Origin of the sequence: Stakelama flava (assembly GCF_019351405.1) — a bacterium.
Taxonomy (GTDB): domain Bacteria; phylum Pseudomonadota; class Alphaproteobacteria; order Sphingomonadales; family Sphingomonadaceae; genus Sphingomonas; species Sphingomonas flava_A.
On sequence record NZ_JAHWZX010000024.1, the window covers coordinates 1 to 23,828 of the forward strand.

A 23,828-nucleotide genomic window follows, 5' to 3' on the forward strand; every position below is an offset into this window, starting at 1 on the left:
TGATGTTAGGCTCGATGGTCTCGACCGCACGGCGTGGCATCGCTTCCAGCTCGGCACCGATGCGAGCATGGTGATGATCTGCCCGCTGGCGGGCACGGATCTTTTCCAGATTCAGGGGCCGGTGCCGCCCGAAGGCGAGCTGGATCTCTCGCCGGCCGCGCTGACCGCCTTGATCGCGGAGCGGACGGGCCTTGCTGACATCGCCATCCACGCGATTTCGTGGGCGTCGGTCTATTCGATGAACGCGCGTCTTGCCGAGCGCTATCGCGTTGGGCGCGTCTTCCTGGCCGGCGATGCCGCGCACATCCATCCGCCGACCGGCGGACAAGGACTTAACACAAGCGTGCAGGATGCCTACAATCTCGGCTGGAAGCTCGCCGCTGTGCTCGATTCCGCTCCCGCCGCTTTGCTCGACACCTATGAGGAGGAACGACGACCGGTCGCGGCGGAGATGCTCGGCCTGTCGACCCGCCTGCTTGACGAAGCCAGAAAGGGGGCGATGCAGCGTAACCGCGAGGTGCGCCAACTCGATCTTGGATATCGCGGATCATCGCTGACATTGCCCGATTCGATCGGCACGGCGCGGGTGCAGGCGAGCGATCGCGCGCCTGACGCATCCTGTCGGGGCCGGGCGGGACAGCCCACCCGGCTGTTCGACCAGTTTCGAGGACCGCACTGGACATTACTGGGGTATGACGTCGAAGAGCGGCCTGCACCGCGCAAGAATCTCCGCATCGTCACCGTCGGCGAGCGCGGAGACATTGTCGATGACGGGGGGCATGTCGCAGACGCCTATGGGCTGGCAGCAGGTCAGTGGGCGCTTATCCGTCCCGACGGCTATCTGGCTGCGATCGTGGCGACCCGCGACTTGGAGCGAGCACTCGCGATCATACCGGGCTATGGTTGATGCGAAGCGGCGGCTGACCGGGAGGTGCACTGCCGTTCGCCGCCGCTTATAGAGACCTGATGACCGAGACGAAGGCACAAGGCGGACGCTCTGGATACCAATTAACGAAGGGCAGATTCCAGGTTGTCTGATTCCGCCCTCCAACGTCCGTTTGCCCCAGGAAGCGCGATCGCATCGGCAGATGCGCCGGGCGATACACGTACCTCCAACCGGCCATCCGCATCGACCAGCGCCAGTATCTCGTCCTTCGGCGGGATGGTCGGTTTGGGGCGGGCCATCAGCGCTTGCGGACGAACTCGGCGCGAAGGACGAGGCCCTTGATGCCTTCGTATTTGCAGTCGATCTCCTGCGGATCGTCGGTTCAGCCGAATCGATTTGATGAGCGTACCGCGCCGAAGCGTCTGGCCGGCGCCCTTGACCTCGAGATCCTTGACGAGCGTGACCTGATCGCCGTCGGCCAACAGATTGCCGACCGCATCGCGAACCTCCACCTGCTCGTCGCGCTCGCGCCTAGCCGTCAGTTCGGCGGCCGGAAACCACTCGCCGAGACATATTCGTCGTCCGACATGTCACTTCCTGTTCGCTTGTCCCGATCGACAGCCCCATACTCCATTCCATGCGGGAGCAGGTGACGGGCCGGCAGGTCGCGTTGCAGGCCGGCCATCGATTGGGTTTTAATGCCAGGCCGCCGTTCGTTTCTTTGTCTGCGCTGGCGCCCTACTACGACCGAATTCTGTTGAACGGCCTGGATTTCCTGCATTTGTAAACGCCCCCCTTCCGGGACGCAAATGATCCGTTCCCGGCTGACGGGGACAGCATGACAGGTTCGCATCGGGAAGGACTGGCACGCGGCGCGCGGATGCTGCGCACCGCGCTGGGCGCAGCGATCGCGCGGTTTCTGGAAGACGCGGCCACCGTCGAGGTGATGCTGAACCCGGACGGGCGCATCTGGATCGACCGCCTGTCCGAAGGGCTGGCCGATACGGGGGAGCGACTGTCACCAGCGGATGGCGAGCGCGTCGGGGCGGCGCATCCGGGAACCCGGCCATTCGCCAGGCCGGAAAATCACAAACTTGATATGTTTATCCGTCGATTGAGTGATCTCGGCCAGATGGCCCAATCTGGAATCGCGGGGCGCTCCAGATGCGGCGCACCCAAAATACGGCGTGCTGTGGGGTCCGCCTCCGGCGATCCCCAGACAAGAATATGGGAGAGGAAATATTGCAACGGCTGAAAGGAAAACGCGCCCTCATCACCGGTGCCGGAAGCGGGATCGGGTTGGCGACCGCGCGTCTGTTCGTCAAGGAGGGGGCCGAGGTCATCATGGTCGATCGCAAGCCGCTGCCATGGTTGCAGGCGCTGGAACGGGAAATCGGATCGCGCTGCACAGCGATTCACGCCGATGTGACGAAGATGGCCGACCTGGACGAAGTCATGGAGCTTGCGAAGCGTCGTTGGGGTCAGCTCGACATCCTGTTTCCCAATGCCGGGATTATCACGACCCAGTCTCTGGGAACGATCACCGAGGCGGTGTTCGATAGGCAGTTCGCCACGAACTTCAAGGCGGTGGTGTTCGGCGTGCAGAAAGCCCTTCCGATCCTGGCGGACGGCGCCTCGATCATCCTCATGAGTTCGTGCATGTCGGAGATGGGCGCGCCCGGCTACACCGCCTACGGAGCGACGAAGGCGGCGGTGAGATCCCTCGCGCGGAATTGGACGGTCGAACTCGCCAACCGCGGAATCCGCGTCAACGCGCTGCTTCCCGGCGGGGTCGACACGCCGCTGCTCGAAGATGCCGGCGTCGCTCCCGGATCCAATCCGGAGGTATTCGATGCCCTAATCCCAAGAATACCCATGGCCCGGATCAGTTCGGCGGAGGAAATCGCGCGTTGCGCACTTTTCCTCGCCACGGACGACAGCAGCTACATGACCGGTTCGGCATTGGCGGTCGATGGGGGCATCGGGCAAATCTGACCATGCGGGCCACCGATCCATCCTTCGCGCTACTTCGGTCCCGCATTCGGGCCATACCCATGCAGACAGCCAATCCTCACAAATAAGGACGCACGATGTTGCCACACGACTTCGATCTCTTCGTTATTGGCGCCGGATCCGGCCGCCTCAGGGCGGCACGCGTGGCGGCGGCGCATGGCGCGCGCGTAGCGCTCGCAGAAGAATTCCGCTTCCGCGGAACCTCCGTAATCCGAGGCTGCGTCCCAAAAAAGCTGCTCGTGCACTGCGCGCACTTCGCCGAAGACATCCGCGATGCCCGGCGGTTTGGATGGGCTGACAAGGGCCGCGTTCGAAGCGACGATAGCGCTGCACCCCCCTATGGCGGAAGAGCTGGTGCTGATGCATTGACCCTGCCGATATGCGAGTATCTCAGCGCAGTACCGCCAGTCCCTGCCTGACCACGGTAACCGCCCGGGCTTCGACCTGCGCTTCGAACGAAACGACGTCGCCGTCCTTCCACAGTGCGAACGAGATACTCTCGCCGGGAAACACCGGCGCGGAGAATCGCACGCCCATCCTGACAAAGGCGAGCGGGTCGAAATCGGCGTAGGTGCGTAATATCGCACGGCACGCCATTCCGAACGTACACATGCCGTGCATTATCGGTCTGTCGAAACCCGCACGGCGCGCGAAGGCGGGATCACTGTGCAAAGGGTTCCTGTCCCCGCTCAGGCGGTAGAGCAGCGCCTGACCGGGACGCGTCTTCAGCGTGATGACATGGTCGGGAGATCGGTCCGGCATCGGATGGTGGGGATTCGGCGTTCCGGACGGCCCGCCAAACCCACCGTCGCCCCGAGCGAACTGCGACGCCGCTATCGTCGTGAGCAGACGGCCGTCGAGAGCGCGCAACAATGTACGACGCGTGATGACCGCACCCTTGTCCTCGCCCTTGTCGAAGATGCTGGCCACGAACGAATCGGCAAGAACATCCGCCGACGCCGGCAGCGGCGCGTGGAATTCGATCATGCGTTCGCCATCGACCGTCAGGTGTCGCTGCAGGTCAATATGCCCCGGGCTCGCGGTCCAGGCAGCGACCGTCGCGAACGTCGGCAGAACCTTCAGCTCGCGCGGATCGAGATAGCCTTCGTTGACGAAGGCCAGTTCGTCGAGATCCAGCGGGTTCTCGCCCATTCCCACGCCGAGTGCGTAGAGCATAACCTCGCGATCGCTCCAGCTGAAGGGCTGGCCGAGATTCTCGAGCGCCATGGCCGCATCATAGTCGATCGCCATCAGCCCGCTCCCGCCGCCATATCCGCCACGGGATAGTCCGTATATCCTTGCGCGCCTCCGCCGAAAATCGTCGACTTATCGAGTTCCGACATGGGAGCACCGGTTCGCAGCCTGTCCACCAGATCGGGGTTCGCGATGAAGCTGCGGCCGAAGGCGACCAGATCGGCGCGACCGTCGCGCAGTTCGGATGCCGCCTTTTCGGCGGATATGCCGTTCGCCCCAATATAGGTGCCGCGGAATATCGCCCGCAGCCGGGCATAGTCGAAGGCCGGTTCGCTTCTATCCCCCATGGACGTGCCTTCCACGACATGGAGATACAGCAGCGACAGATCATCCAGACCCGCTGCGATCAACTCGAACAGCGCCTGCGGGTCTTCGTCGAAACTGTCGTTCGAAGGATTGACCGGCGAGATGCGGATCCCGGTCCGGTCGGCGCCGACCTCGGCGGCGACGGCGGCAGCAACCTCCAGCATGAGGCGCGATCGGTTCTCCATCGATCCGCCATATGCATCATTCCTCCGGTTCATCCCGGATTTGGCGAACTGGTCGAGCAGATAGCCGCTTGCCGCGTGGATCTCCACGCCGTCGAAGCCCGCCCGCAGGGCGTTGCGCGCGGCGCTCCGATAATCGTCGACGATTCCCGGTATCTCTTCGGCGCGGAGCGCCCTTGGCTCGAGCGGAGCCGTCGGCACGCCGTCAATCGGCATTCTCACCTCGCTGGCGGGCAGGGGTGAGGGCGCGACGGGGATCGGAAGCCCGAGCTTTTTCGAGACATAGTCGATGCGTCCGGTGTGCCATAGTTGCAGAAAGATGCGGCCTCCGGCATCATGGACACGGCGCGTCACCTCGGCCCATCCTGCGACCTGTTCTTCCGAATATATGCCGGGCGTGTCCGGATATCCCTGCCCCTCCGCAGAGATTTGGCTGCCCTCGGTCACGATCAGGCCCGCCGAGGCCCGCTGCGAATAATATTCGGCGGCCAGGGGATGAGGAACCCCGCCCGGGCCGCAGCGCCAGCGCGTCATCGGAGCCATCACGATGCGGTTGGGGAGCGCGAGCGGTCCTAGATGATAGGGCCGGAAAAGCGGCTCCAAAGGTCGTTCCGTCATCTATACCCCATGTCCGGTGCGCGTGTGAGGGCGAGGATCCGGAAGGTCCGCCACCGGTTCCCGGCTCGCTCCAGCCCGCTGGTCGAGATCGGCAAGCACCTCCTCCGTGTGCTCGCCCAGCAACGGTGCGTGCCGCTTCAGTTCGAAGTCAGCGGAACCGTACCGGGTCGGTCGCTGTATCGCTCTGTAGGCACCGGCGTGCGGATGCTCCACGGTTTCAAATAACCCCACCTCTCGCACATGCGGATCGTCGAAGATGTTTTCCAAATCGATCATCGGCATGAAGGGAATGTTGTGGACCCCGCAAAATACCCGCCATTCCTCGGTGGAGTGGAGCGGCGCGGTCTGCTCGATAAGGCCGTACAGGAAGGAGAACTGGGAAGATCGATCTTCCAACCGCATATATCTCGGGTCGCCGATCAGTTCGCTGCGTCCAGCAAACGTAAAGAAGTCCTGCCAGTTCGCGTCCGAATAGGGCATGATGCAGGCATAGCCATCGGCCGTTCTGAAGGGCCGGCGCTCGGGGATCTGAATCCGGGTATAGCCGGGCTTCCCCTTGGGAGGCACAAATGCCGCCCCGGCAAAAGCCTCCATCAGGTTGAACTCTATCGCCGTCTCGAACATCGGCACTTCAATGTCCTGTCCGAGACCGGTGCGGGCACGATCGAACAGGGCGGCAAGAATGGCATTCGCGATCGCCTGGCCGGAGATCTTGTCGAAGATGACGGCAGGGGCATAGGAGGGGCTGCCCGTGATTGGGGTGGAGAGTGCCGAAAAACCGGAGGCAGCCTGAATGAGGTCGTCATAGGCCGGAAGAGACCCATAGGGGCCTGCGGCACCGAACCCGTAGGCCGCGCAGTAGATGATGTCGGGCTTTATCGAGCTGCAGTGCTGATAGTCGAACCCCAGCCTCTCCATTACATGGGCCCGCAGATTGTGGACCAGAACGTCGCATGTGGCGATCAGCCGGTCGAGGGCATGGCGACCCTCAGGGGTCTTGAGGTCGAGAACCACGCTGCGCTTGTTGCGGTTGAGGTTCATGAAGATGCCGGGCAGCCCCGGCGCGCCGTGGGGAGGATGCTGTCGCGCCGAGTCCCCGGCAGGCGGCTCGATCTTGATTACGTCCGCGCCCAGGTCGGCCAGGATGTGCGTGGCATACGGCCCCATGATGACCGTTGTCAGGTCGAGGATGCGCACGCCCTCAAGCAATCGGTTCTGCGACCTTGATGCGCTGTCGAAATCGCGAGCCTTGGGATCCTCCATCACTTCACCGCCGCCGGCAGGCCGGTCAGCACAATCGTCTTGCTCTCCACATAATTGTGGATTCCCTGGATGCCGCCCTCCCGGCCCACGCCCGACTGCTTGAACCCTCCATATCCGATCCCGAGATCGGTGCGCGAGCCGTTCTGACCGATCGTACCGGTCCGGATGCCGCGGGCGATGCGATAGGCGGCATCGGCATCGCGCGTGAACACGGCGCCGCCAAGACCGAACTGTGAATCGTTCGCCAGCGACACCGCGTGGTCCACGTTCTTATACGGTATGGCGCATATGACGGGACCGAAGATTTCCTCGCGGGCGATTGTCGTGCGATTGTCGACCCGGCCCATGAGCGTCGGCTCGATGAAATATCCGCGGTAGATGCCGGATGGCCGTCCGCCTCCGGTCAGCAGCGCGGCGCCTTCTTTCCTTCCGATGCGAATATAGTCCTCGACCCTGTCGAGCTGCCTCTTCATCGCAAGCGGCCCCATATCGGTCGAAGGGTCATAGGGATCGCCGACCTTCACCTTCTCGAAGCGTGCGACCATCGCATCGCAGAGTCGGTCATGAAGAGTTTCGGGGACTAGCACGCGCGTCAGGTTCGAACACACCTGGCCCGAAAGCCGGATCGCCGTCTGACTCAGGATCTCGGCGGCCTCGTCCAAGGGAAAGTCGTCGAGGACCACAGCCGCGGACTTGCCGCCCAGTTCGAGCGTCACGCGGGCGATGCGCCCCCCGGCCAGCGCGCCGATCCTGCGACCGGCAGCCGAGCTTCCCGTGAAGCTCACCTTGTCCACGGCGGGGCTTGTGACGAGAAGCTCGGATGCCGCCCGGTCGGCAGCCACGACGTTGAACACTCCGGCGGGAAGACCGGCCTCCTCGGCCGCCTCGGCAAGGATATAGGCTTCAAGAGGTGTTTCAGGGGCGGGTTTCAGGATAACGGTGCATCCGGCAAGAAGCGCCGGAGCGATCTTTACAGCGGCAATTTGCAAAGGGCCGTTCCAGGGGACGATGGCTGCGACGACCCCGACCGCTTCCCTTGCGACGATGCCGACATGCCCGGGATATGAGGACTCGTGCTGTTCGACCCAGGGAAAACTTGTCGACTGCGTGGCATAATAGGCGAACAGCTCGATGGCGGCATCGGTTGCCGAGCGCGCCATCGCAAATGGCGTTCCGATCTGCAGCGTCCAGGCATGAGCCAGTTCTTCGCTGCGCCTCACCAGCGCTTCGTACATCGCCCGCAGATAGTCCGCACGCTTCTGCGGCGTCATCCGTGGCCAGGGCCCGGCATCGAACGCATTGCGTGCGGCCGCGATCGCGCGCTCGACGTCTGTAAGGCGGGATTCCACAGGCGACGGAAGCGCTTCCTCCGTCGCCGGATTGACGAGACGGAGCCTGCCGTCGGAGGAGGGTTCATTCCACCGTCCATCATAGTAGATCCGATCGAGATTGGAGAGCGAAATCCGCTCGTTGATCGCGACGTCCATAATCATTCCTTCCTGCGGGCTTCGGCCCAACCGCCAGCCTAACTCTGGCATCGACCGGCGCGCGCCGTTCATTGCGTGGCGGGGCATGCGCCCGCCGGCGTCATGCCCCGATGAAAGCCGGGGTCCTGCGTTCGGCGGCGGCGCGAACCCCCTCCCGAAAGTCCGCGGTTGCCATGAGGTCGGTCTGACACTGGACCTCGCGCGCCATCGCTTTCCGCGCGTCCGCTTCGCGGACGAGCGGCAGTTCGGCCCGAATGGCCAGAAGAGAGAGTGGCGCGTTCTGCGCGATCGAACGCCCAAAGTTCCGGGCCGCATCCGAAAGCTGATCCGATGGGACCAGCCTGTCGGCCAGACCGAGGGAGACGGCCTCCTCACCAAGGACGCGGCGTGACGAGAGCAGCAGATCGGCCGTACTTTGCGCGCCGATAAGGGCCGGCAACGTGGCCGTCAGCGCGAAACCGGGGTAGAGACCTATCGCCGAAAAATTGGCGTGAAGCCGCGCTCGCTCACCGAGTATCCGAAAGTCTGCGGCCAGCGCCAGGCCCAGGCCGCCGCCCACCGCGGCGCCGTCGATCGACGCGACCATCGGCTTTCGCCGTCCGAATATGCGCGCCGCCTGGTCGTAGACGGCTTTTGGGCCTTCCCCGGCTGGCAGCGGCCGCGTGAAGTCGGCTCCGGCGCAGAAGTTGCGTCCTTCGGCCTCCAAGATAGTGACCCGCACGCCTTCGTCCGCATCATTCCGTTCCACCGCGTCCGCGATCGCCTGGATCATGGCGAGGTCGAAGAAATTGTGCGGCGGACGACAGAGCCTGATTATGGCCAGAGTGTTGTTCCGCTCGGTCACGATATCGCCCGGCGCCTGACTGGCTGACATCTTTAAAACTCCATGGGGTCGCGGAAATGGCGCGCGAAAATCCGCTCGGCATGCTCGATGAGAATCGGATCCAGCGCATCGAGGATGAGCGGGTCGGAGGCCGTAAAGACATCCCTGAACTCATCCGGCATCGCGCAACGCGCCGCCGGCCAGGGCCGGAAGAAGACCAGAAAGGCTGTCCAGTAGATGTCCAGGGCGGTAAGCGCATCGCCAATGAAGAATTGCGAATCCCGAGCATGCTGCGATGCCAGCTGAGCCGACAGGGCGCGAAGCGATTTCGCGACGCGTTGGCCGGATAGCGCGACCCCTTCCTCGTGATAGCCATACTTCAGAGCCATCCGTCGGACGGGTTCCGCATCGGGGCCGCCGCCGAACGCCGGTGCGGTCAGCTGGAAGCGTCTGTTCCAGGCGAGGCCGCCAACACCGCATATTTCATGCGACAGCCCGATCATCAGCGCCTTTTGCGTGATGGCGTCGGGAATCAGCGATGGCGTCGGCGCCAGTCTCTCGGCCAGAAGGAGGATGTCGAGCCAGTTGTGCACCGGTCTCTCGTCGCGCCACGCGACGATCGGCGCGCTGTCGGTCCCACCCCAGGCCGCAATCTCCTCGTTGGCTTCAAAGACTTCCCACGGGATCGGCTTGTAGGCCAGCCCCTTCAACTCGAAGATTGTCTTCGCCGCTTGTCCCCAGGGACTTGGCATACCCCTGACGAGCACGACCCGCAGGCCGTCGTCATCGGCGACGTCCTTGAAATCATGATACCGAAACATGGTGGGCTCCAGAATCGCGGAATGCGCAAAAGAGACTCAGCGCTGGACCAAGCTCTTGGCGGTCTGCAAATGAACATTGGTCGGATTGAGGATTCCGCTGGGCTCGGGCACGTCGACGCCGCGCTGGCACGCAGGCCTGGCCGCCATCCGCGCCTCCCATCCGAGGAGGTTGTCCAGCCCCTCCACATTGACACCCGTCCACTCGTGAATGCGGATCCAGCACCAATGCGCGATGTCCGCGATGCTGTATTCGTCGCAGATGAATTCGCGCCCCGCGAGCTGCTTGTCGAGAACCTCGAAGAGGCGTCGGCACTCGTTGTGATAGCGCTGAATGGCGATGGGGACCTTTTCCGGCATGTAGCGGTAGAAGACGTTGGCCTGACCCATCATCGGGCCGATGCCGGACATCTGGAACATCAGCCACTGCATGACCCGGGATTCGCCCTTTTCATCGGCAGGCAGCAGCTTCCCGGTCTTGCGCGCCAGATAGTGCATGATCGCGCCGGTCTCGAAGACGGGAAAGTCGCCATTTGATCTGTCGACGATCGCCGGGATGCGACCATTCGGATTGATCGCGGTATATTCGGGGCCCTTCTGCTCCTTATTGGCCAGGTCGATGTAATGGACCTTGTAAGGCATTTCGATCTCCTCGAGCATGACGGAGACCTTCCAGCCGTTCGGCGTCGGAGCGGTGTAGAGGTCGATGGTCGGATCGGACATTTGTCTTTCCTATAGCTTTGATTTTTCGGAAAACTCAGATCAGAGCGGCCGCTGCGACGTCGACACGAGCCGTGCTCACAAAGCCTCGGAATTCCCGCTCGAAAATCTGTTCGACCGAACCGTCATAGGCTCCGGCGAAAAGTGTCTTGCCATCGTCGCCTCCCAGGGCGCAGGCGAAGGCGATGTGGCCTGGCAGCCGGATTTCGTGCGTGATCTCGCCATTGACGGCGAGCCGCAGGAACTCACCAGTCTCGAAGCTCGCAATCCAGATCCCGTCCTCCGCATCGACACAAAGGCCGTCAGGGGTCCGCTCTCCAAGATCTGCATAGGGCCGGGCGTTCGAGAGGCGCCCGTCGGCCGAACGGTCGAACGCCGTCAGACGCTTGTTCCAGGTCTCCGCGACAACGAGCGTCCGACCGCCATCGACGAGGACCATGCCGTTGGGAAAGATCAGGCTGCCGGGCCCCTCGCTGATATCCCCATCCGGCGAGATCAGATGAAGGTGAGTGGGCCTGGGCTCGGCGCCGCCCATATAGTCGTATCCGAAATTCCCCACATAAGTCGTGCCCGACCCGTCCGTGATAAGCTCGTTGAGACTACCGGTGGCGAAGTCCGAAAGATCCGCGAACAGCTCCAGCCTGCCGTCGATAATCCGATAGACCTTCCGATCCTCCATCGAAGCGGCAATGAGGGTGCCATCGGGCAGGAATCCTAGCCCCGAAACCAGCGCCGGAAAGTCCGCAAGCTGCGTCTTCGATCCGTCGCGATCCACCCGAAAGACCTTCCCGTCCATCAGATCGGACATCCAAAGCCTTCCATCGCGCCAGCGCAGGCCCTCGGGGATCAGGAATCCTTCGGCGAACCGTGTCAGTTCAAGTTGCCGTGGACCGGTCATGGCGGCCTCGCCGTTCATGCCGCATCTTCCATCGCCTGCGACGAATTCTGATCGGGGCCGCTGAGGTCGAAGCCGTCGTAGCCGGCCGCGGCGACCTCGCGCAGCTTGCCAAAATACATCGGCTGCCCGCCGGTGTAGAAGAGGATCTGCCTGGCCTTGCCCGGGACGTTCGCGGCCATGTACCAGGAATCGGCCTTAACGAAGAGGGTCTGCGCGCCAAGCGCGTTCACATGGTCGCTCCATTCCCGCTCCGCCTGCTCCTGAGGTTCGATCCGGGTGAGGCCGTGCTCACGCATATATTTCATGCAGCCGACGAACCAGTCGCCATACTGCTCTTGGCAGGGCGGACCGCCGCAGATCGCGTTCAGACTCTGCGGGCCGTTCATGAAGAAGAAGTTCGGGAAGCCGGCGGTCATCGCGCCAAGATAGGTTGTTGCCCCGTTCTTCCATTTGTCGTCGATCGTCTGGTCGGAAAGGCCGTGTACATCGATGCGCGTGACGTTCCCGGTCACGGCATCGAACCCGGTGGCCAGGACGATGAGATCGAACTCCCGTTCTACACCGTCGCTGGTAATCAGTCCGTGCTTCGAAAACCGGCTTATCGGGGTAGCGCGCAGGTCGACCAGTTCGACATTATCCTGGTTGAATGCATCGTAATAGGACTGTTCGAGGCATGGCCGTTTGGTCCCGAAGGGATGCGGCGGCTTTGTCGGAGCGAGTTTTTCGGCAAGTTCGGGGTCCTTGATTCGCGCGCGGGTCTTGTCCCGCCAGAAGTTGTATACCCAAGTGTTCACTTCCTCGTCAGTATAGACATCCTCGAACCCGCCGACCCAGAACCGGAAGCCGCCGTAGCTCCAGAGTTCCTCGAACACCCGCTCACGCTCCTCCGGCGTCACGTCGCGCGCGGACTGGTGGATGAAGTCGAATTCGGCGCCCCCATAGTGGCCCGGAAGACGAGCATGCATGTCCGGATACGCTTTTTTCAGTTCCTGCTGATCGGCCGAACTGTAAGGCCGTTGCTGCATGGGAAGAGCGATGTTGGGCGTGCGCTGAAACATCGTCACCTGGTCGGCGCTCTTGGCGACCTCCTGGAACACCTGCACGCCGCTCGCACCGGCGCCGATCACCGCGACGCGCTTGCCGTCCCACTCGACACTGTCCTCGGGCCAAAGTGCCGTATGGTGCATTTCTCCGCCGAATTCTCCCATCGTCGCCTTCAGGTCCTCCGGGATGTAGACCGCGGAGGACTGGCCGACGCAAAGATCGACGAAACGCGTCCTGACGACCTCGCCCTTGGAGGTCCGGACCGTCCAGACATCGTTTGAAGCATCGAAATGCGCGGATTCGATCCGACTGTCGAACTCGATGTCCTTGCTCAGATCCAACTTCTCGTCGACATACTGGAAATATCTGCGCAGTTCGTCGCCGCCGGGAAAGCGTTCCGTGAAATCGAAATCCTGCCAGAGTAGCGGGTCCGTGTACTGATAGATTGAATTTTCGGAATCGACCCGCGCACCGGGATATTTGTTCCAGTACCAGGCCCCGCCGAGATAGGACCCCGCCTCGTGAACGCGGACGCGAAATCCAGCTTCGCGCAGCTTTCTCAAATGGTAGAGGCCCGCAAAACCGGCTCCCACAATCAGGACGTCCAGATCAGCTTCCTGGGTATCGTCGGCCACAACTGAACCATTCTTCGTGGCGTTCATCTGTCTTCCTCTCCTATCCGTCCTGGCTCTTGCGTCGCTGGCGGAATGTCTCTGCCTCAGCGATCCCCGCAATCGCGGATGGGGCTTCACCGGCACAAAGCGCCGAGCGTGGCATCCTGCGAAACCGGAATATTTATCCCGTCTGAGGCAGTCCGATGATGTATAAGCCGGGACCGGTAAGCAATGCAGCGCCCCCCTGTTTGGCAAAGAATCATATCCTTGATTTGTGCCCTCGCGGCCTCGACTTGGTCCTGGCGTGTAATCATGCGAAACGACAGCCGCAGGAAGAGGAACGCCCTCGGCTTTTCACTTGGCGTTGCGAGAAGAGCATGACCAACAACTTTCAGGATGAAGTTGCGCCGGCGAAGGACATCGGAGGCGACCTGCCACCTGCGATCAAGTCTGCTGAGAGGGCGCTGCGGATCATCGAGTTTTTCGCCGAAATTCGGCGCAGCGCGCGTGCCAACGAGATCGCCTCGCGCCTCAACATCCCCCAGTCTTCAACCTCGATGCTGCTCAATAGCCTCGTGCGGCTCGGATATCTCGATATCGACTATGCCACCCACAGCTATATCCCGACGCTCCGGGTCGCCATGCTCGGCGCCTGGATGGACACCGGACCATTCCGGGACGGCACCATGCTATCCATGCTCGAAAGGACTGCCGAAGAGACCGGATTCGTCGTGAGCCTTTCGCAGCGGAACAACATTTATATCAGGTATCTCCACGTCATCCAGGCCAAGGGGCCGACACCGCATGTCAGCCTGGCGCTGCGTAGATACGCGGTATGGAGTTCGGCGGGGATCGCGACGCTGATAAGCGCCCCCGACAACCTTATAAAACGCCTCGTCCTTACGACGCGAGCCGAAGACGACGCGTTCGTAGGAAGAATCAATCTGGCCGAAGTGCTGGAGTTTGTTCATGGCGCCGAGCGCGAGGGATACTTCTTCTCAAAGGAAATGGTGACCGCAGGAACGGGATCGCTATCCATGCCGCTTCCTCCAAGCCTCACAGGCCACGAGACGACCCTCGCTTTTACAATCGGTGGAAACATCGCGCCCCTCACCGAACGGCTGGAAGAAATGCTCGACCGAATGAAAGCCAGCATCAGGGAACTGCGTGAATCCTTATCATAGGCAACAAAACAACCCCACCCGGTAGTTTGCGATCATCCTATTGGCAAATCGGTTCGATATAGAATTGTTCGATGTCTATAAATACTTTGGACTTTTCTTAAATCAAGTATGTGATTTCCGATACTGCTTTAGACATCACAGTTGTCATACTTCGATCATTAAAACAGGATTTCCTCAGCGACTGCGCAAGATGGTCGCGTTTGGAAGGGCCTCGGCCCGGGAGGAGATTCCGTGAAGGCTATCACGCTCGCGCTCGCAATTGCCGTATCCCACGCCGCCATCGGCACCGCATTCGCGCAAACCACATCGGACGTACCAACAGATACTCAAGGTGATCAGCCAGACCAACTGGATGAGATCATCGTGACCGCAAACAAGCGTGCGGAACGGTTGAGCGAAGTCCCCATCTCGATCACCGCCGCGACGGGACCCGAACTGGCCGATCGCGGGATTCAGACAACGGCCGACCTCGGCAAGATTACCCCCGGCCTGACCTTCACCGAAAGCAACTACGGCGCCCCCATCTACACGTTGCGGGGCGTCGGGGGATTCGTCGAGGCCCTCGCCTTCTCGCCGAACGTCAGCGTATATGTAGACCAGGTTCCCTTGCCCTATTCCCGGTTAACCGAGGGGGCCTCGCTTGATCCGGAACGCGTGGAGGTTCTCAAGGGGCCTCAAGGTACGCTCTTCGGCCAGAATTCGACGGGCGGGGCCATCAACTATGTGGCGGCAAAGCCCACCCCATCCCTCGAGGCGGGCCTGGACCTGACCTATGGCCGCTTCGACGAGATCGACGTAGGCGGTTACGTCAGCGGGCCCATCACAGGCAATCTTGGTGCCAGGCTCGCATTCCGAAGCGAGCACCGTGGCGGGTGGCAGAAGAACTCCGCAACGCCGGAAAGCATCTTTACCGATCCGACTGCGTCGCTCTTCGGCTATGACGATGACAAAAATGGTGTTCGCGACTTCTCCACCGCGCGGCTCATCCTGGCATGGCAACCGGATTCCGACATCAAGATCGAACTGAACCTCAACGGCTGGTTCAACCGTTCCGACATGCAGCAGAAGCAATATGCCGCCTATGCGCCGCTGGTGCCCGGTGGCGCCGATGTTCCTGTGGAAGGTGTCGAAAGTCTGCAGGACGCGCTGCGCAACTATCCGCAGACCCCGCATGACAACCGCCATGCCGGTTGGGATCCGGGCGTCAGCAACCGTCGCGACGACAAATTCTACCAGGCGGCATTGCGTATCGAATATCAGCTCTCGCCCGCGATCCAGTTGACGTCCATCACCGCGTTCGATCATGCCGAAGTATTCGGTCCGACCGACCTGGACGGAACCGTCTTGCCGGTCGCGCGAAACAACGTCACGGGCAACTTCGACAATTTCTCGCAGGAATTGCGCATGGCCGGGCAGGCTCTGGCGGGGGATGCCCTCAAGTGGCTCATCGGCGCGAATTACGCCTATGACAAGATCAACGATATCGCGCGATTGTCGGTTCGCACGACGAATTCCGGGATTCCGCTTCCGGCGGGGGCGACGACACAGGTCGGCGGGGTGCCGCTGCCCGACGGGGGACAGATCTTCTATTTCGAGGATTTCCTGAACGTGGCCAGGCAAAAGGTCCACACAGCGGCGGTTTTCGGAAGCCTGACCTACGATGTGACGCCCCAGATCACCGTCGAGGCGTCAGCCCGTTACACCGACCGCCACAACAGCTATTCAGGCTGCCTGGTCGATCCCTATGGATCCGACGGCGCCTTTGCCCGTACGCTCGCGGCAATCTCTCAGTTCGTAACAGGGGCTGCAAATCCCCCGGTGGCCCCTGCGAGCGGATGCATCACGCTAAACAGCGATTTCACCTTCTTCGACGACTTTATCGATCGCAAGCTGAACGAAGACAATTTTTCCTATCGCGGCAGCGTGTCTTGGCGCCCCAGTTCAGACCATATGCTGTATGCCAGCATCACGAAGGGCTATAAGGCCGGAGCCTTTGAGAACCTTTCCGCAGTCTCGGTCGATCAAGTTGCGCCGGTCCCCCAGGAATCGGTGCTCGCGTACGAAGTCGGCTTCAAGTCAGCATTCTTTGACCGCGAACTGCAACTTGATGCAGCCGCGTTCTACTATGACTATCGATCAAAGCAGCTTGCGGACTATGTGAACAATTTCGTCTTTGGCATCCTTCCGGCGCTGGTCAGCATTCCGAAATCCCGCGTCCAGGGCTTCGAAGCCTCGCTGACGACACGGCCAGCCGAAGGATTGACCGTGAACGTCGCGGCAACCTATCTCGATACCAAGGTTCTAAGCTCCTACGTGACTCCCGGGTTGGTCGGCATCACGACGGACATCAAGGGCTCGACATTTCCCTTGACTCCCAAATGGCAAGTGACGGCCAATATCGATCATGTGATGCCGATCTCCGACCGGCTCAACGCATTCCTGGGCGCGAGCGCGCTTTATCACAGCAAGGCCACCCCTGCGTTCGTGAGCGGTCCGTATACGCTGCCATCCTATGCGACTCTCGATCTGCGCGCGGGCATTGAAACGCAGGACGGAAAATACCGGCTGGAATTGTGGGGACGTAACGTCACCGACGAATATTATCTGACCACCTATGTCCACACAGGCGACGACCAGTCACGGCTCACCGGGATGCCTGCAACCTACGGACTGACCTTCAGGACGCGATTTGAATGACGATACACGGTCATTGCTCCGCAATGCTCAAGCGACTGAGAATCGAGGCAACCGAGGCTGCAAGGATTTGGTCGGATGCGCCGATATCGGGAACCGCCCGCGCAAGGGTCAAGGCGCCGATCATTTCTGCCACGGCAGATTGCGCTTCTTCTTCCGCATCGGATCGGCCCATTAGCGTGAGCAATTGTTCCAGTCGCGCCTTCATTCTGCCGAAAGCGATGGCGAACACCTGTCGCGCGTCTTCGTTCATCGTCGCCATCCGCGATCCGAGCACGGGAAGCAGGCAGCCTTTTTCCGGCGTATCCCGATGCGGTGCCGACAAATAATATCGTACAATCCTGGTCAATTGCTTCTCGGCCGACATGCCCTCGGCCTCGTCGTACAGCAGCCCGGTGAAGTCCGCGATGGCACGTTCGACCGCCTGATTGAGCAAGTCGTCTTTCGATTCGAAATGTGCGTAGAATCCACCGACCGTGAGGCCTGCAGCGCTCATGACCTTGGCAACGCTCAGCCCTTCCGGGCCGGAGGTGCGGATGAGACGCGAAGCCTCATCCAGAAGCCTGTCATGTGTTTTATGCTTGTGGTTGGCGTCGTATCGCATGATCGCCTATGTATGGTGGCCGCTTTCCCAAGCAAACCGGTCAGCTGCCATTGGTTCGGAAGCGCTCGGAATGCCGGACCGCTTGGCCTCCGGCTTCGTCGCGACCCTTGCGGACCGATTTGACGAGATCACCAGCGACGCCGACCATGCGGTGTTGATTGCGCAGGCTGTCCTGGCCCGCGTGGCCGAGCGCGAGGCGCTGACGATCGCGTTCGACGGAGGCCATCGATCCGCAGCAGGATCCCGCCGCTTTGTGGGCCGGATTTGACGACCCTCTTCTTTCGCAACTCGTGTCCGCCGCTGTCTCGGAGAATCTAGACGTCGAAATCGTACGCGCCAGGGTGCAGCAATCCCGTGCCGCAGCCCGTCTCGCAGGGGCAGAGCTCCGACCCGCCGTCGATGCGGTAGCCGAGGTGACCACCATTCGGCAGTCGCGAGAGACGTCCATCGGCCATGTGACGCGAGCCCTGACAGTCGATCCCGACTACACGCAATTCACACTTGGCTCGCGCGCTTCGTGGGAGATCGATCTCTTCGGCGGAAACCGTCGTCGCGTCGAGGCAGCGATCGGCGATCTTCAGGCAACCCTCGCGCTCGAGGAGGCGGCCAAGGTCTCGGTCGCTGCCGAAACCGCCGATGCCTATCTCGAACTGCGCGGGTTGCAGGCCCGTCTGTCGGTGGCGTGGCTGCAGGTCGGGCGGCAGGAGGCGCTGCTTCGGCTCGTAAGGCAGCGCTTTGACGAAGCGGTTGTGGCCGATAGCGAATTGAACAGGACGGTCGCCGCGCTCGAAGACGGATACGAAGAGTCCATTCCCCGGTGAAGAGCCGGCCTCATACAGAGGTGTTAACGGCGCCATTCCGCAGCAACACCGCGCTTATCCGATCCACAAACCAGACGGCTGGTTGACCTGCTCGGCCTGCATGACACGGATGTACAATTTGGATGTATTATGCTTATAATATAAACAAGCGATGGGCTAGGGGTAACAGTTGGCACTGTGGAGGCAAGCGGATGCGAGAACGAGCAAAAGGGCATCGCGGCCGAGCGCCTTTCCGGGAGCGTTGCGCTCCTTTCCAGCGCTGTCGGCATAAGGAATAGCTATTATGAATCTCGTCGAAGAAAACGCCCCCGGGCTGTCCGGGCTGGAAACCCTGCGAAAGCTCATGTCGATCGGCGGTCGCGCTCCGATAGGCGATACGCTGTCATTCGCTTTGACCGACGTGGCGGACGGTTTTTCCGCGTTCGAGGGTACGCCGGACGTCCGCGCCTACAACCCGATCGGGACCGTCCATGGCGGATATGCCGCTACCTTGCTCGATTCGGCGTGCGGCTGCGCCGTGCATTCCAAGCTCGACGCCAACCAGGCCTACACGACGGTCGAACTCAAGATTTCCTACCTTAGCGCGATCACCTCGAAAACCGGGCGGCTGCGTGCCGAGGGCACAGTAATATCGATGGGCCGGCGGGTGGCTTTCGCCGAAGCAACCCTGAAGGATGAGCGCGGCAAACTCTACGCCACCGCCACATCTACACTGCTGGTAATGAGCAGGTGAGACGCGACGCCGGATGGACCGGACGCTGCTGGACGTGAGTCACGCCGCCATATCGATGGTGTCTGAGGCAGCATAATATTGCTCTTCGGCTTCGGCCGGTGGAAGTCAGGGCGAGGCAAGCGCCGTGTCCCAACACCCACCGGGTCAGCCGCGCGTCACGGTTCAGGGCCTATCGCCTTTGATGGCGCTCGCCCGCTGAACCGAGGGGCGCCCAAGCAGGCGTTCGAAGTAGGCAGCGGTATTGGGGAATTTGTCGAAGCCGCCGATCAGCACTTTGATAAATTTCAGGGTGAAATACAGGTGGCAGTCGGCGATGGTGAAATCCTCGCCCATTACGTAGCGCAGGGTCTCTGTGCTGCGCTCGACACGCATCAGGAACCGCTCCAGCATCTTCGTGAAAAAATCGAGCACCTCGGCCTGTGCCGCTTCGGATGAGGTCAATTCCTTCCGGCGGAATCCCATGCCGAGCCCTTTTTGCAGGTCGGAGACGCTATAGGCCAGCCAGCTCAAGACATCGTAGCGGGATCGCTCGCCTGGCGCGGGCAGCAAACCGGACCCGGGCGCGAGGTCCGCGAGATAGGTGAGGATCGCGATGTTCTGGGTAAGAACGCTGCCATCGTCCAGGACCAAGGTTCCGACCTGCGACATCGGATTAAAGCTTTCCAGCAAGTCGATGTTGAGGTTGCGGGACTTGCTCGTCTCGATCAGTTCACATGCGAGCCCGGCCTCTTCGATGGCGATCAGGTCGGGAACCGAGCTGGATTCCGTGGAGTAGAAATATTTCACTGATTATTTCTCCGATGAGGATGATCCTGGGCGAGATCTGGATATCGGGTGCGTCCCCGGATGATCCCGATATCGGTGGACTTTCCTTCTGAAGCTTCGGCTGGACGACGAGCTTAGAGCCTGTAGCCGCCGCTCGCTTCGATCACTTGGCCGGTGACCCAGCGACCGTCGTCGGAAGCCAGGAACGCCACGACCGCCGCGATGTCCGAGGTTTCTCCGAAGCGGCCGAGCGCGGTGTCGGCCTCGATGCCTTTCAGCATGTCGGCATTCTCCCGCACGGCTGTGTTCATATCGGTCGCCGTCCAACCCGGCGCCACGGCGTTCACGGTGATGCCGCGGGCCCCGAGTTCCATGGCCAGCACATGGGTCAGGGTGTTGATGGCCGCCTTGGCCGCCGAATAGACCGGCGCCGACGGCAGCGGACGAGTGGACAGCCCCGACGAAAGATTGATGATGCGCGCGTCATCGGAAAAACGGCTAAGCGCCGACTGGACCATGAAGAACGGCGCGCGGGCGTGCACGGCGAAGATCGCATCCCACGCTTCGGGCGTCGCATCGGAAAGGTTCGCCCAACCCTCGTTTCCGGCGTTGTTGACCAGGATGTCGAGCGCATTGCCGCCCTTCCGCTCGGCAAGCTCGCGGTCGAGCTTTTCAAAAAGGTCAGGGATCGATCCGGCATCGAGGAGGTCCGCCTGCAGCGCAAATGCAGTCCCGCCCGCCTTCTCGATGGCCGCGACCGTCTCGTCGGCACCCGTGCTGTTGGCATTATATGTGACGGCGACGGTCGCACCGTCAGCGGCAAACCGCTTGGCGATCTCGCGACCGATTCCGCGCGACCCTCCGGTCACGAGTGCGGCTTTCCCGTTGAGATTATGCGACATAGAATAGCTCCTTCGCTCGGCAACGCGCGTCGCCGTGATTTCGGGTCGAGACTGCGCGTTTCTTCGTCCCGCTGCGCACGCTCGCGTCCGCGGCAGTGACGTCGACCGACAGGTTCGCCGCGACTATCGCCAGCGCGCCGTCGTTCGCTCCTGAGCACATCTTCGAAGCCAGAGCTGGGGCATTCCAGTTTCAGATTGAACCGCTCCGAAGCGAATGCCATCTATTCTTCGGGGCTATAGATGAGCTTCGACAACGGTCGCTTGGAGCTACCAGTCCAGCAGTTGACCGAAACATTGCCGGTTTAACAGGCGAGGCGACAGTTCATCCCGACCGCTGCCGCGCTGTTCCTGGTGAGCGACGAAAGCAGCTACATCTCTGGCATCAACATTCCCGTTGATGGAGGGACTGTCGGCAGCTCTCTAGCTTATCGAGGGCCTCCGCGCGCGTGAGCCGGAGAGCCTCAGACAATGGTTGCTTTTGAGGTTGCGCGGGGCTGCGTTTTCCGCGCCAGTCTTACGCCCAACGGGGTGTCACGGGGCACCGGACATCGTGCGCTCGATCAGTAGCCGCTTCGCTGTCCTACTTCTCACGAATTCTGAGCTCTGCCTCCTCGGCGCAAATCGCCGCGAGAAAGTCGATGAAGTGCCGCACCCGGGAAGGCATGCGCCGCCCGGCGACCGTGACCGCGTTTATCGGGAACGGCGGCGGCACATGCCGCTTCAACACCTGCACGACCTCGCCGGAGGCCAACACGTCTGTGAAAAGCCAGCTGGCGTGATGGGCTATGCCAAGCCCCGCGAGGACCGCCGCTCGCACACTCTCGGCGTCGTTCGTTCTGAACATACCGGCTCCGTCGATCGTGACCTGGCGGCCATCCTCATCAAATCCCCATCCGACGATGTTGCCCTGATACACGTAGTTGATGCGTTGATGGCCCGGCAGATCCTGCACCGCAAGTGGTGTTCCATGCTCGGCGAAATAGCCGGCCGACGCCAAGGTAATCATCCGCATATCGCCGATATGGCGGGCGACGAGCGCGGAATCGGAAAGACGGCCGATGCGGATCGCGACGTCGATCCCCTCCTCGATGAGATCGACATGGCGGCCCGACACCTCGATTTCGACCGAGACATCCGGAAAACGGCTCCTGAACTGGGGCAGCCGGGGAACGACGAACATCCGCCCGAATGCGGGCGACAGGGTTACCCGGACAAGCCCCGACGTGGCGGCCTGCCCTTCGAGGATCATTTCCTCGGTAGTGTCCAAATCCTGAAGAATGCGAACCGTCGCCTCATAATATTCCTGCCCTGCCGGCGTTACGCCGAGGGTCCGCGAGTTCCTCGCGAGGAGCTGTGTCCCAAGGCGTGCCTCGAGCGCGGCGAGCTGCTTGCTGACGGTAGGCTGGCTGACGTTCAGATCTCTTGCGGCTTGAGAGAAGCTTCCGCTCTCGACGACGCGTAGGAACATACGCATCGCATCAATCCTGTCGGCCACGCCCATTCTCCAAAAGAATAGAAGAGATTATCCCCCGCACACTCACATTGCAGCCGCCTCGCAACGATCTAGGGTCGGAAAGGAACGATCATGACCAAGCGAGAAAAGCTGACCCCCGGTAGCGATCACCCCATCGCTGTCGCTCCATATTCGTCGGAGGTCGTCGTCACGGCGGGATCGCGGCGCATTGCCAGGACCAGGTCGGCCCTGATCCTCCAGGAAGCGACGTATCCGCCGGTCTATTATATACCGCGAGAAGACGTCGACATGTCGCTTCTGGAGCGTTCGGAGCACACCAGCTATTGCCCGTACAAAGGTGACGCCAGCTATTACAGCATACCGGCACTCGGCGAAACCGGACAGAACAGCGCGTGGACGTACGAGGCGCCTTTCGACGCGGTTGCCGGGATTAAAGATCATCTCGCCTTCTACACCGACCGGGTGTCGGTCGAGTTGAAGGACTGACGCCGCGGCAAGGCCAGCCCCAAAGGGGTATCTATTACCATGGAGAATGGATGGCATTCTTTTTTCCGCGCTTCAATCAGAAAATAGAATGGCCAATTTGGAGGTCGGACGAGTGCTAAAGAGTGAAAGGAAGAACTGATGGCAATCAAGGTCTATGGCGACCCTGGGTCAGGCAGCCTCCGCCGGGTGACGACCGCGGCGAAGATCATGGGCATCGAGATCGAGCGCGTGAAGGTGGACCTGTTCAAGGGCGAAAGCCAGACGGACGAGTTCAAGTCGGACCTCAATCCCCACGGCCTGACGCCAGTCATGGTGGACGGCGACACCATTCTTTACGAGGCCTCTGCGATCAACCTCTATCTTGCCGACAAGGTGAACTCGCCGCTGGCCGGAACCACGCAGGAGGAACGTTTCCAGATCCTCAAGTGGATGTTCTGGTCGGGTGAGCAATGGCGTATCTTCTTCACCAGCATCTTCGACGAGCGGGTCGGAAAAACGGTCATGGACCTACCTCAGGACGAGGCCGTCGTCGCGTTCGCCGAAGGCAAGATACGCGCCGCGGCAACGGTGCTCGACGAACATCTAAAAGACCGCAAGTTCATGGTCGGCGATGCGCTGACCCTGGCCGACATCGATATCGCGGCACCCTTCTCGCAGATCGATCGCGCGAAGCCGCCGCTTCGGGAGTTTCCGAACCTCATGGCGTGGCAGGACAATCTCCTCAAAACGGTCCCGGCCTGGGCGGAAACGAAGGAAGAGATCGACAACCGATTCGACACCTTCCTCGCGAGCGTCGGCGTGGAGCTGTAGACTGATGGCTGTGGCCTGCTGCCGGCTTGATGGACACCCAGATAGGCTAAATCAGGCTACCTCAGCTTCACGTTGGAAGTCGATGGGGTTGAGGTAACCCAGGGTCGGTGGGATCGGTACCCTGCGCAATGAGCAAACTGAGCCGCTCAGCTTCTGCCCGTGCCGTAGCAGGTGTCCAAGGAGAACCGTGTGCGCCTATTGTATACCGCCGTGTCTTGGATTCGCGCCCACCCATTCGATATTGCAGGACGTAGGATGCCGCGCCGGATGAAGTGACCTTCATGCCGAAGCCTTTGATATCCTAGGCGGCGTGGACAAATTCCGGCGCGAACGGTGAGTGAGCATCAAAAGCCCCGGATCGTGCCGCCGCCCACGACGCTTAGAATTATATAGAGGAAGAGAAGCAGTAGTCCCGCGTAGAGGCTGCCC

Annotated in this window: 23 protein-coding genes and 3 pseudogenes; 11 read left to right on the plus strand and 15 right to left on the minus strand. The window is 61.4% G+C overall.

Features of this window, described 5'->3' with window-relative positions; genetic code table 11:
- Positions 1-907: FAD-dependent monooxygenase (locus KY084_RS15805; protein ID WP_219239420.1), on the plus strand; the 907-nt coding region annotated here is incomplete at its 5' end.
- A gap of 277 nt (positions 908-1,184) precedes the next feature.
- Here KY084_RS15805 and KY084_RS15810 read toward each other — a convergent pair.
- Positions 1,185-1,461: pseudogene (locus tag KY084_RS15810) on the minus strand (alkylphosphonate utilization protein).
- A gap of 263 nt (positions 1,462-1,724) precedes the next feature.
- On the opposite strand from KY084_RS15810, the pseudogene KY084_RS15815 reads away from it, so the two are divergent.
- From KY084_RS15815 to KY084_RS16515, 3 genes and pseudogenes are all read left to right on the plus strand, one after another.
- A pseudogene (locus tag KY084_RS15815) lies at positions 1,725-1,928 on the plus strand (P-type conjugative transfer ATPase TrbB); the annotation flags it as partial.
- 200 nt (positions 1,929-2,128) lie between these two features.
- Positions 2,129-2,881 (plus strand): SDR family NAD(P)-dependent oxidoreductase, encoded by a 753-nt coding sequence (locus KY084_RS15820; protein ID WP_246587285.1) that lies wholly within the window; start codon positions 2,129-2,131, stop codon positions 2,879-2,881.
- A gap of 95 nt (positions 2,882-2,976) precedes the next feature.
- Positions 2,977-3,192: pseudogene (locus tag KY084_RS16515) on the plus strand (FAD-dependent oxidoreductase); the annotation flags it as partial.
- Between the two features lie 97 nt (positions 3,193-3,289).
- On the opposite strand, the gene KY084_RS15830 reads toward KY084_RS16515, so the two are convergent.
- The 9 genes from KY084_RS15830 to KY084_RS15870 all read right to left on the minus strand — a co-directional run bounded on the left by KY084_RS15830 (position 3,290) and on the right by KY084_RS15870 (position 12,974).
- Positions 3,290-4,150: a MaoC family dehydratase gene (locus KY084_RS15830; protein WP_219239422.1), complete on the minus strand. Its 861-nt coding sequence runs from the start codon at positions 4,148-4,150 to the stop codon at positions 3,290-3,292.
- The gene (locus KY084_RS15835) at positions 4,150-5,259 is read right to left on the minus strand and encodes an alkene reductase (RefSeq protein WP_219239423.1); all 1,110 of its coding nucleotides are present in this window, start codon (positions 5,257-5,259) and stop codon (positions 4,150-4,152) included. The genes KY084_RS15830 and KY084_RS15835 overlap by 1 nt, the downstream gene beginning before the upstream one ends.
- Positions 5,260-6,522 (minus strand): CaiB/BaiF CoA transferase family protein, encoded by a 1,263-nt coding sequence (locus KY084_RS15840; protein WP_219239424.1) that lies wholly within the window; start codon positions 6,520-6,522, stop codon positions 5,260-5,262.
- Complete coding sequence (locus KY084_RS15845) at positions 6,522-8,009, minus strand: aldehyde dehydrogenase (protein ID WP_219239425.1); 1,488 nt, start codon at positions 8,007-8,009, stop codon at positions 6,522-6,524. The genes KY084_RS15840 and KY084_RS15845 overlap by 1 nt, the downstream gene beginning before the upstream one ends.
- 100 nt (positions 8,010-8,109) lie before the next feature.
- Positions 8,110-8,883 carry an enoyl-CoA hydratase/isomerase family protein gene (locus KY084_RS15850; RefSeq protein ID WP_219239426.1) on the minus strand — a complete coding sequence of 258 codons (774 nt, stop codon included), beginning with the start codon at positions 8,881-8,883 and terminating at the stop codon, positions 8,110-8,112.
- A gap of 2 nt (positions 8,884-8,885) precedes the next feature.
- Positions 8,886-9,653 carry a glutathione S-transferase C-terminal domain-containing protein gene (locus KY084_RS15855; protein ID WP_219239427.1) on the minus strand — a complete coding sequence of 256 codons (768 nt, stop codon included), beginning with the start codon at positions 9,651-9,653 and terminating at the stop codon, positions 8,886-8,888.
- Positions 9,654-9,689: 36 nt separating this feature from the next.
- Positions 9,690-10,373 carry a glutathione S-transferase family protein gene (locus KY084_RS15860; protein WP_219239428.1) on the minus strand — a complete coding sequence of 228 codons (684 nt, stop codon included), beginning with the start codon at positions 10,371-10,373 and terminating at the stop codon, positions 9,690-9,692.
- A 34-nt stretch (positions 10,374-10,407) separates the two neighbouring features.
- Positions 10,408-11,286, minus strand: coding sequence for an SMP-30/gluconolactonase/LRE family protein (locus KY084_RS15865; RefSeq protein WP_219239429.1), 879 nt, complete (start codon positions 11,284-11,286; stop codon positions 10,408-10,410).
- Positions 11,283-12,974 (minus strand): flavin-containing monooxygenase, encoded by a 1,692-nt coding sequence (locus tag KY084_RS15870; RefSeq protein WP_219239430.1) that lies wholly within the window; start codon positions 12,972-12,974, stop codon positions 11,283-11,285. The genes KY084_RS15865 and KY084_RS15870 overlap by 4 nt, the downstream gene beginning before the upstream one ends.
- A gap of 329 nt (positions 12,975-13,303) precedes the next feature.
- Between KY084_RS15870 and KY084_RS15875 the strand changes: the two genes are divergently transcribed.
- Entirely contained in the window at positions 13,304-14,110 is an 807-nt protein-coding gene (locus tag KY084_RS15875; protein WP_219239431.1) for an IclR family transcriptional regulator, read from the plus strand.
- Between the two features lie 231 nt (positions 14,111-14,341).
- Entirely contained in the window at positions 14,342-16,807 is a 2,466-nt protein-coding gene (locus tag KY084_RS15880) for a TonB-dependent receptor (protein WP_219239432.1), read from the plus strand.
- A gap of 10 nt (positions 16,808-16,817) precedes the next feature.
- Here KY084_RS15880 and KY084_RS15885 read toward each other — a convergent pair whose 3' ends face one another.
- Positions 16,818-17,408, minus strand: coding sequence for a TetR/AcrR family transcriptional regulator (locus KY084_RS15885; protein ID WP_219239433.1), 591 nt, complete (start codon positions 17,406-17,408; stop codon positions 16,818-16,820).
- Between KY084_RS15885 and KY084_RS15890 the strand changes: the two genes are divergently transcribed.
- From KY084_RS15890 to KY084_RS15900, 3 genes are all read left to right on the plus strand, one after another.
- A complete protein-coding gene (locus KY084_RS15890) occupies positions 17,407-17,676 on the plus strand; it encodes a hypothetical protein (RefSeq protein WP_219239434.1) in 270 nt (89 codons plus the stop codon). The genes KY084_RS15885 and KY084_RS15890 overlap by 2 nt on opposite strands.
- A gap of 22 nt (positions 17,677-17,698) precedes the next feature.
- Complete coding sequence (locus KY084_RS15895) at positions 17,699-18,229, plus strand: TolC family protein (protein WP_343228043.1); 531 nt, start codon at positions 17,699-17,701, stop codon at positions 18,227-18,229.
- A 283-nt stretch (positions 18,230-18,512) separates the two neighbouring features.
- A complete protein-coding gene (locus KY084_RS15900; protein WP_219239436.1) occupies positions 18,513-18,962 on the plus strand; it encodes a PaaI family thioesterase in 450 nt (149 codons plus the stop codon).
- Positions 18,963-19,124: 162 nt separating this feature from the next.
- Here KY084_RS15900 and KY084_RS16730 read toward each other — a convergent pair whose 3' ends face one another.
- The 3 genes from KY084_RS16730 to KY084_RS15915 all read right to left on the minus strand — a co-directional run bounded on the left by KY084_RS16730 (position 19,125) and on the right by KY084_RS15915 (position 22,124).
- Positions 19,125-19,748, minus strand: a complete 624-nt coding sequence (locus tag KY084_RS16730) for a glutathione S-transferase family protein (protein ID WP_219239437.1) — start codon at positions 19,746-19,748, stop codon at positions 19,125-19,127.
- Between the two features lie 113 nt (positions 19,749-19,861).
- Positions 19,862-20,629, minus strand: coding sequence for an SDR family NAD(P)-dependent oxidoreductase (locus KY084_RS15910; protein WP_219239438.1), 768 nt, complete (start codon positions 20,627-20,629; stop codon positions 19,862-19,864).
- 580 nt (positions 20,630-21,209) lie between these two features.
- The gene (locus KY084_RS15915; protein ID WP_219239439.1) at positions 21,210-22,124 is read right to left on the minus strand and encodes a LysR family transcriptional regulator; all 915 of its coding nucleotides are present in this window, start codon (positions 22,122-22,124) and stop codon (positions 21,210-21,212) included.
- A 90-nt stretch (positions 22,125-22,214) separates the two neighbouring features.
- Here KY084_RS15915 and KY084_RS15920 point away from each other — a divergent pair, with 90 nt between their 5' ends.
- Together KY084_RS15920 and KY084_RS15925 are read left to right on the plus strand one after the other, a co-directional pair.
- Positions 22,215-22,589 carry a DUF427 domain-containing protein gene (locus KY084_RS15920; protein WP_219239440.1) on the plus strand — a complete coding sequence of 125 codons (375 nt, stop codon included), beginning with the start codon at positions 22,215-22,217 and terminating at the stop codon, positions 22,587-22,589.
- A gap of 138 nt (positions 22,590-22,727) precedes the next feature.
- Complete coding sequence (locus KY084_RS15925) at positions 22,728-23,399, plus strand: glutathione S-transferase family protein (protein WP_219239441.1); 672 nt, start codon at positions 22,728-22,730, stop codon at positions 23,397-23,399.
- A 67-nt stretch (positions 23,400-23,466) separates the two neighbouring features.
- Here the strand turns inward: KY084_RS15925 and KY084_RS15930 are convergent, their stop codons facing one another.
- Positions 23,467-23,697, minus strand: a complete 231-nt coding sequence (locus KY084_RS15930; protein WP_343228044.1) for an Arm DNA-binding domain-containing protein — start codon at positions 23,695-23,697, stop codon at positions 23,467-23,469.
- Positions 23,698-23,828: the final 131 nt, after the last annotated feature.

Excerpts from the sequence above, each read along its gene's own strand:
- KY084_RS15830 (WP_219239422.1), bottom strand. The coding sequence starts at position 4,150 with ATGGCGATCGACTATGATGCGGCCATGGCGCTCGAGAATCTCGGCCAG.
- KY084_RS15835 (WP_219239423.1), bottom strand. The coding sequence starts at position 5,259 with ATGACGGAACGACCTTTGGAGCCGCTTTTCCGGCCCTATCATCTAGGA.
- KY084_RS15840 (WP_219239424.1), bottom strand. The coding sequence starts at position 6,522 with ATGGAGGATCCCAAGGCTCGCGATTTCGACAGCGCATCAAGGTCGCAG.
- KY084_RS15845 (WP_219239425.1), bottom strand. The coding sequence starts at position 8,009 with ATGGACGTCGCGATCAACGAGCGGATTTCGCTCTCCAATCTCGATCGG.
- KY084_RS15850 (WP_219239426.1), bottom strand. The coding sequence starts at position 8,883 with ATGTCAGCCAGTCAGGCGCCGGGCGATATCGTGACCGAGCGGAACAAC.
- KY084_RS15855 (WP_219239427.1), bottom strand. The coding sequence starts at position 9,653 with ATGTTTCGGTATCATGATTTCAAGGACGTCGCCGATGACGACGGCCTG.
- KY084_RS15860 (WP_219239428.1), bottom strand. The coding sequence starts at position 10,373 with ATGTCCGATCCGACCATCGACCTCTACACCGCTCCGACGCCGAACGGC.
- KY084_RS15865 (WP_219239429.1), bottom strand. The coding sequence starts at position 11,286 with ATGAACGGCGAGGCCGCCATGACCGGTCCACGGCAACTTGAACTGACA.
- KY084_RS15870 (WP_219239430.1), bottom strand. The coding sequence starts at position 12,974 with ATGAACGCCACGAAGAATGGTTCAGTTGTGGCCGACGATACCCAGGAA.
- KY084_RS15875 (WP_219239431.1), top strand. The coding sequence starts at position 13,304 with ATGACCAACAACTTTCAGGATGAAGTTGCGCCGGCGAAGGACATCGGA.
- KY084_RS15890 (WP_219239434.1), top strand. The coding sequence starts at position 17,407 with ATGATCGCCTATGTATGGTGGCCGCTTTCCCAAGCAAACCGGTCAGCT.
- KY084_RS15885 (WP_219239433.1), bottom strand. The coding sequence starts at position 17,408 with ATGCGATACGACGCCAACCACAAGCATAAAACACATGACAGGCTTCTG.
- KY084_RS15900 (WP_219239436.1), top strand. The coding sequence starts at position 18,513 with ATGAATCTCGTCGAAGAAAACGCCCCCGGGCTGTCCGGGCTGGAAACC.
- KY084_RS15910 (WP_219239438.1), bottom strand. The coding sequence starts at position 20,629 with ATGTCGCATAATCTCAACGGGAAAGCCGCACTCGTGACCGGAGGGTCG.
- KY084_RS15920 (WP_219239440.1), top strand. The coding sequence starts at position 22,215 with ATGACCAAGCGAGAAAAGCTGACCCCCGGTAGCGATCACCCCATCGCT.
- KY084_RS15925 (WP_219239441.1), top strand. The coding sequence starts at position 22,728 with ATGGCAATCAAGGTCTATGGCGACCCTGGGTCAGGCAGCCTCCGCCGG.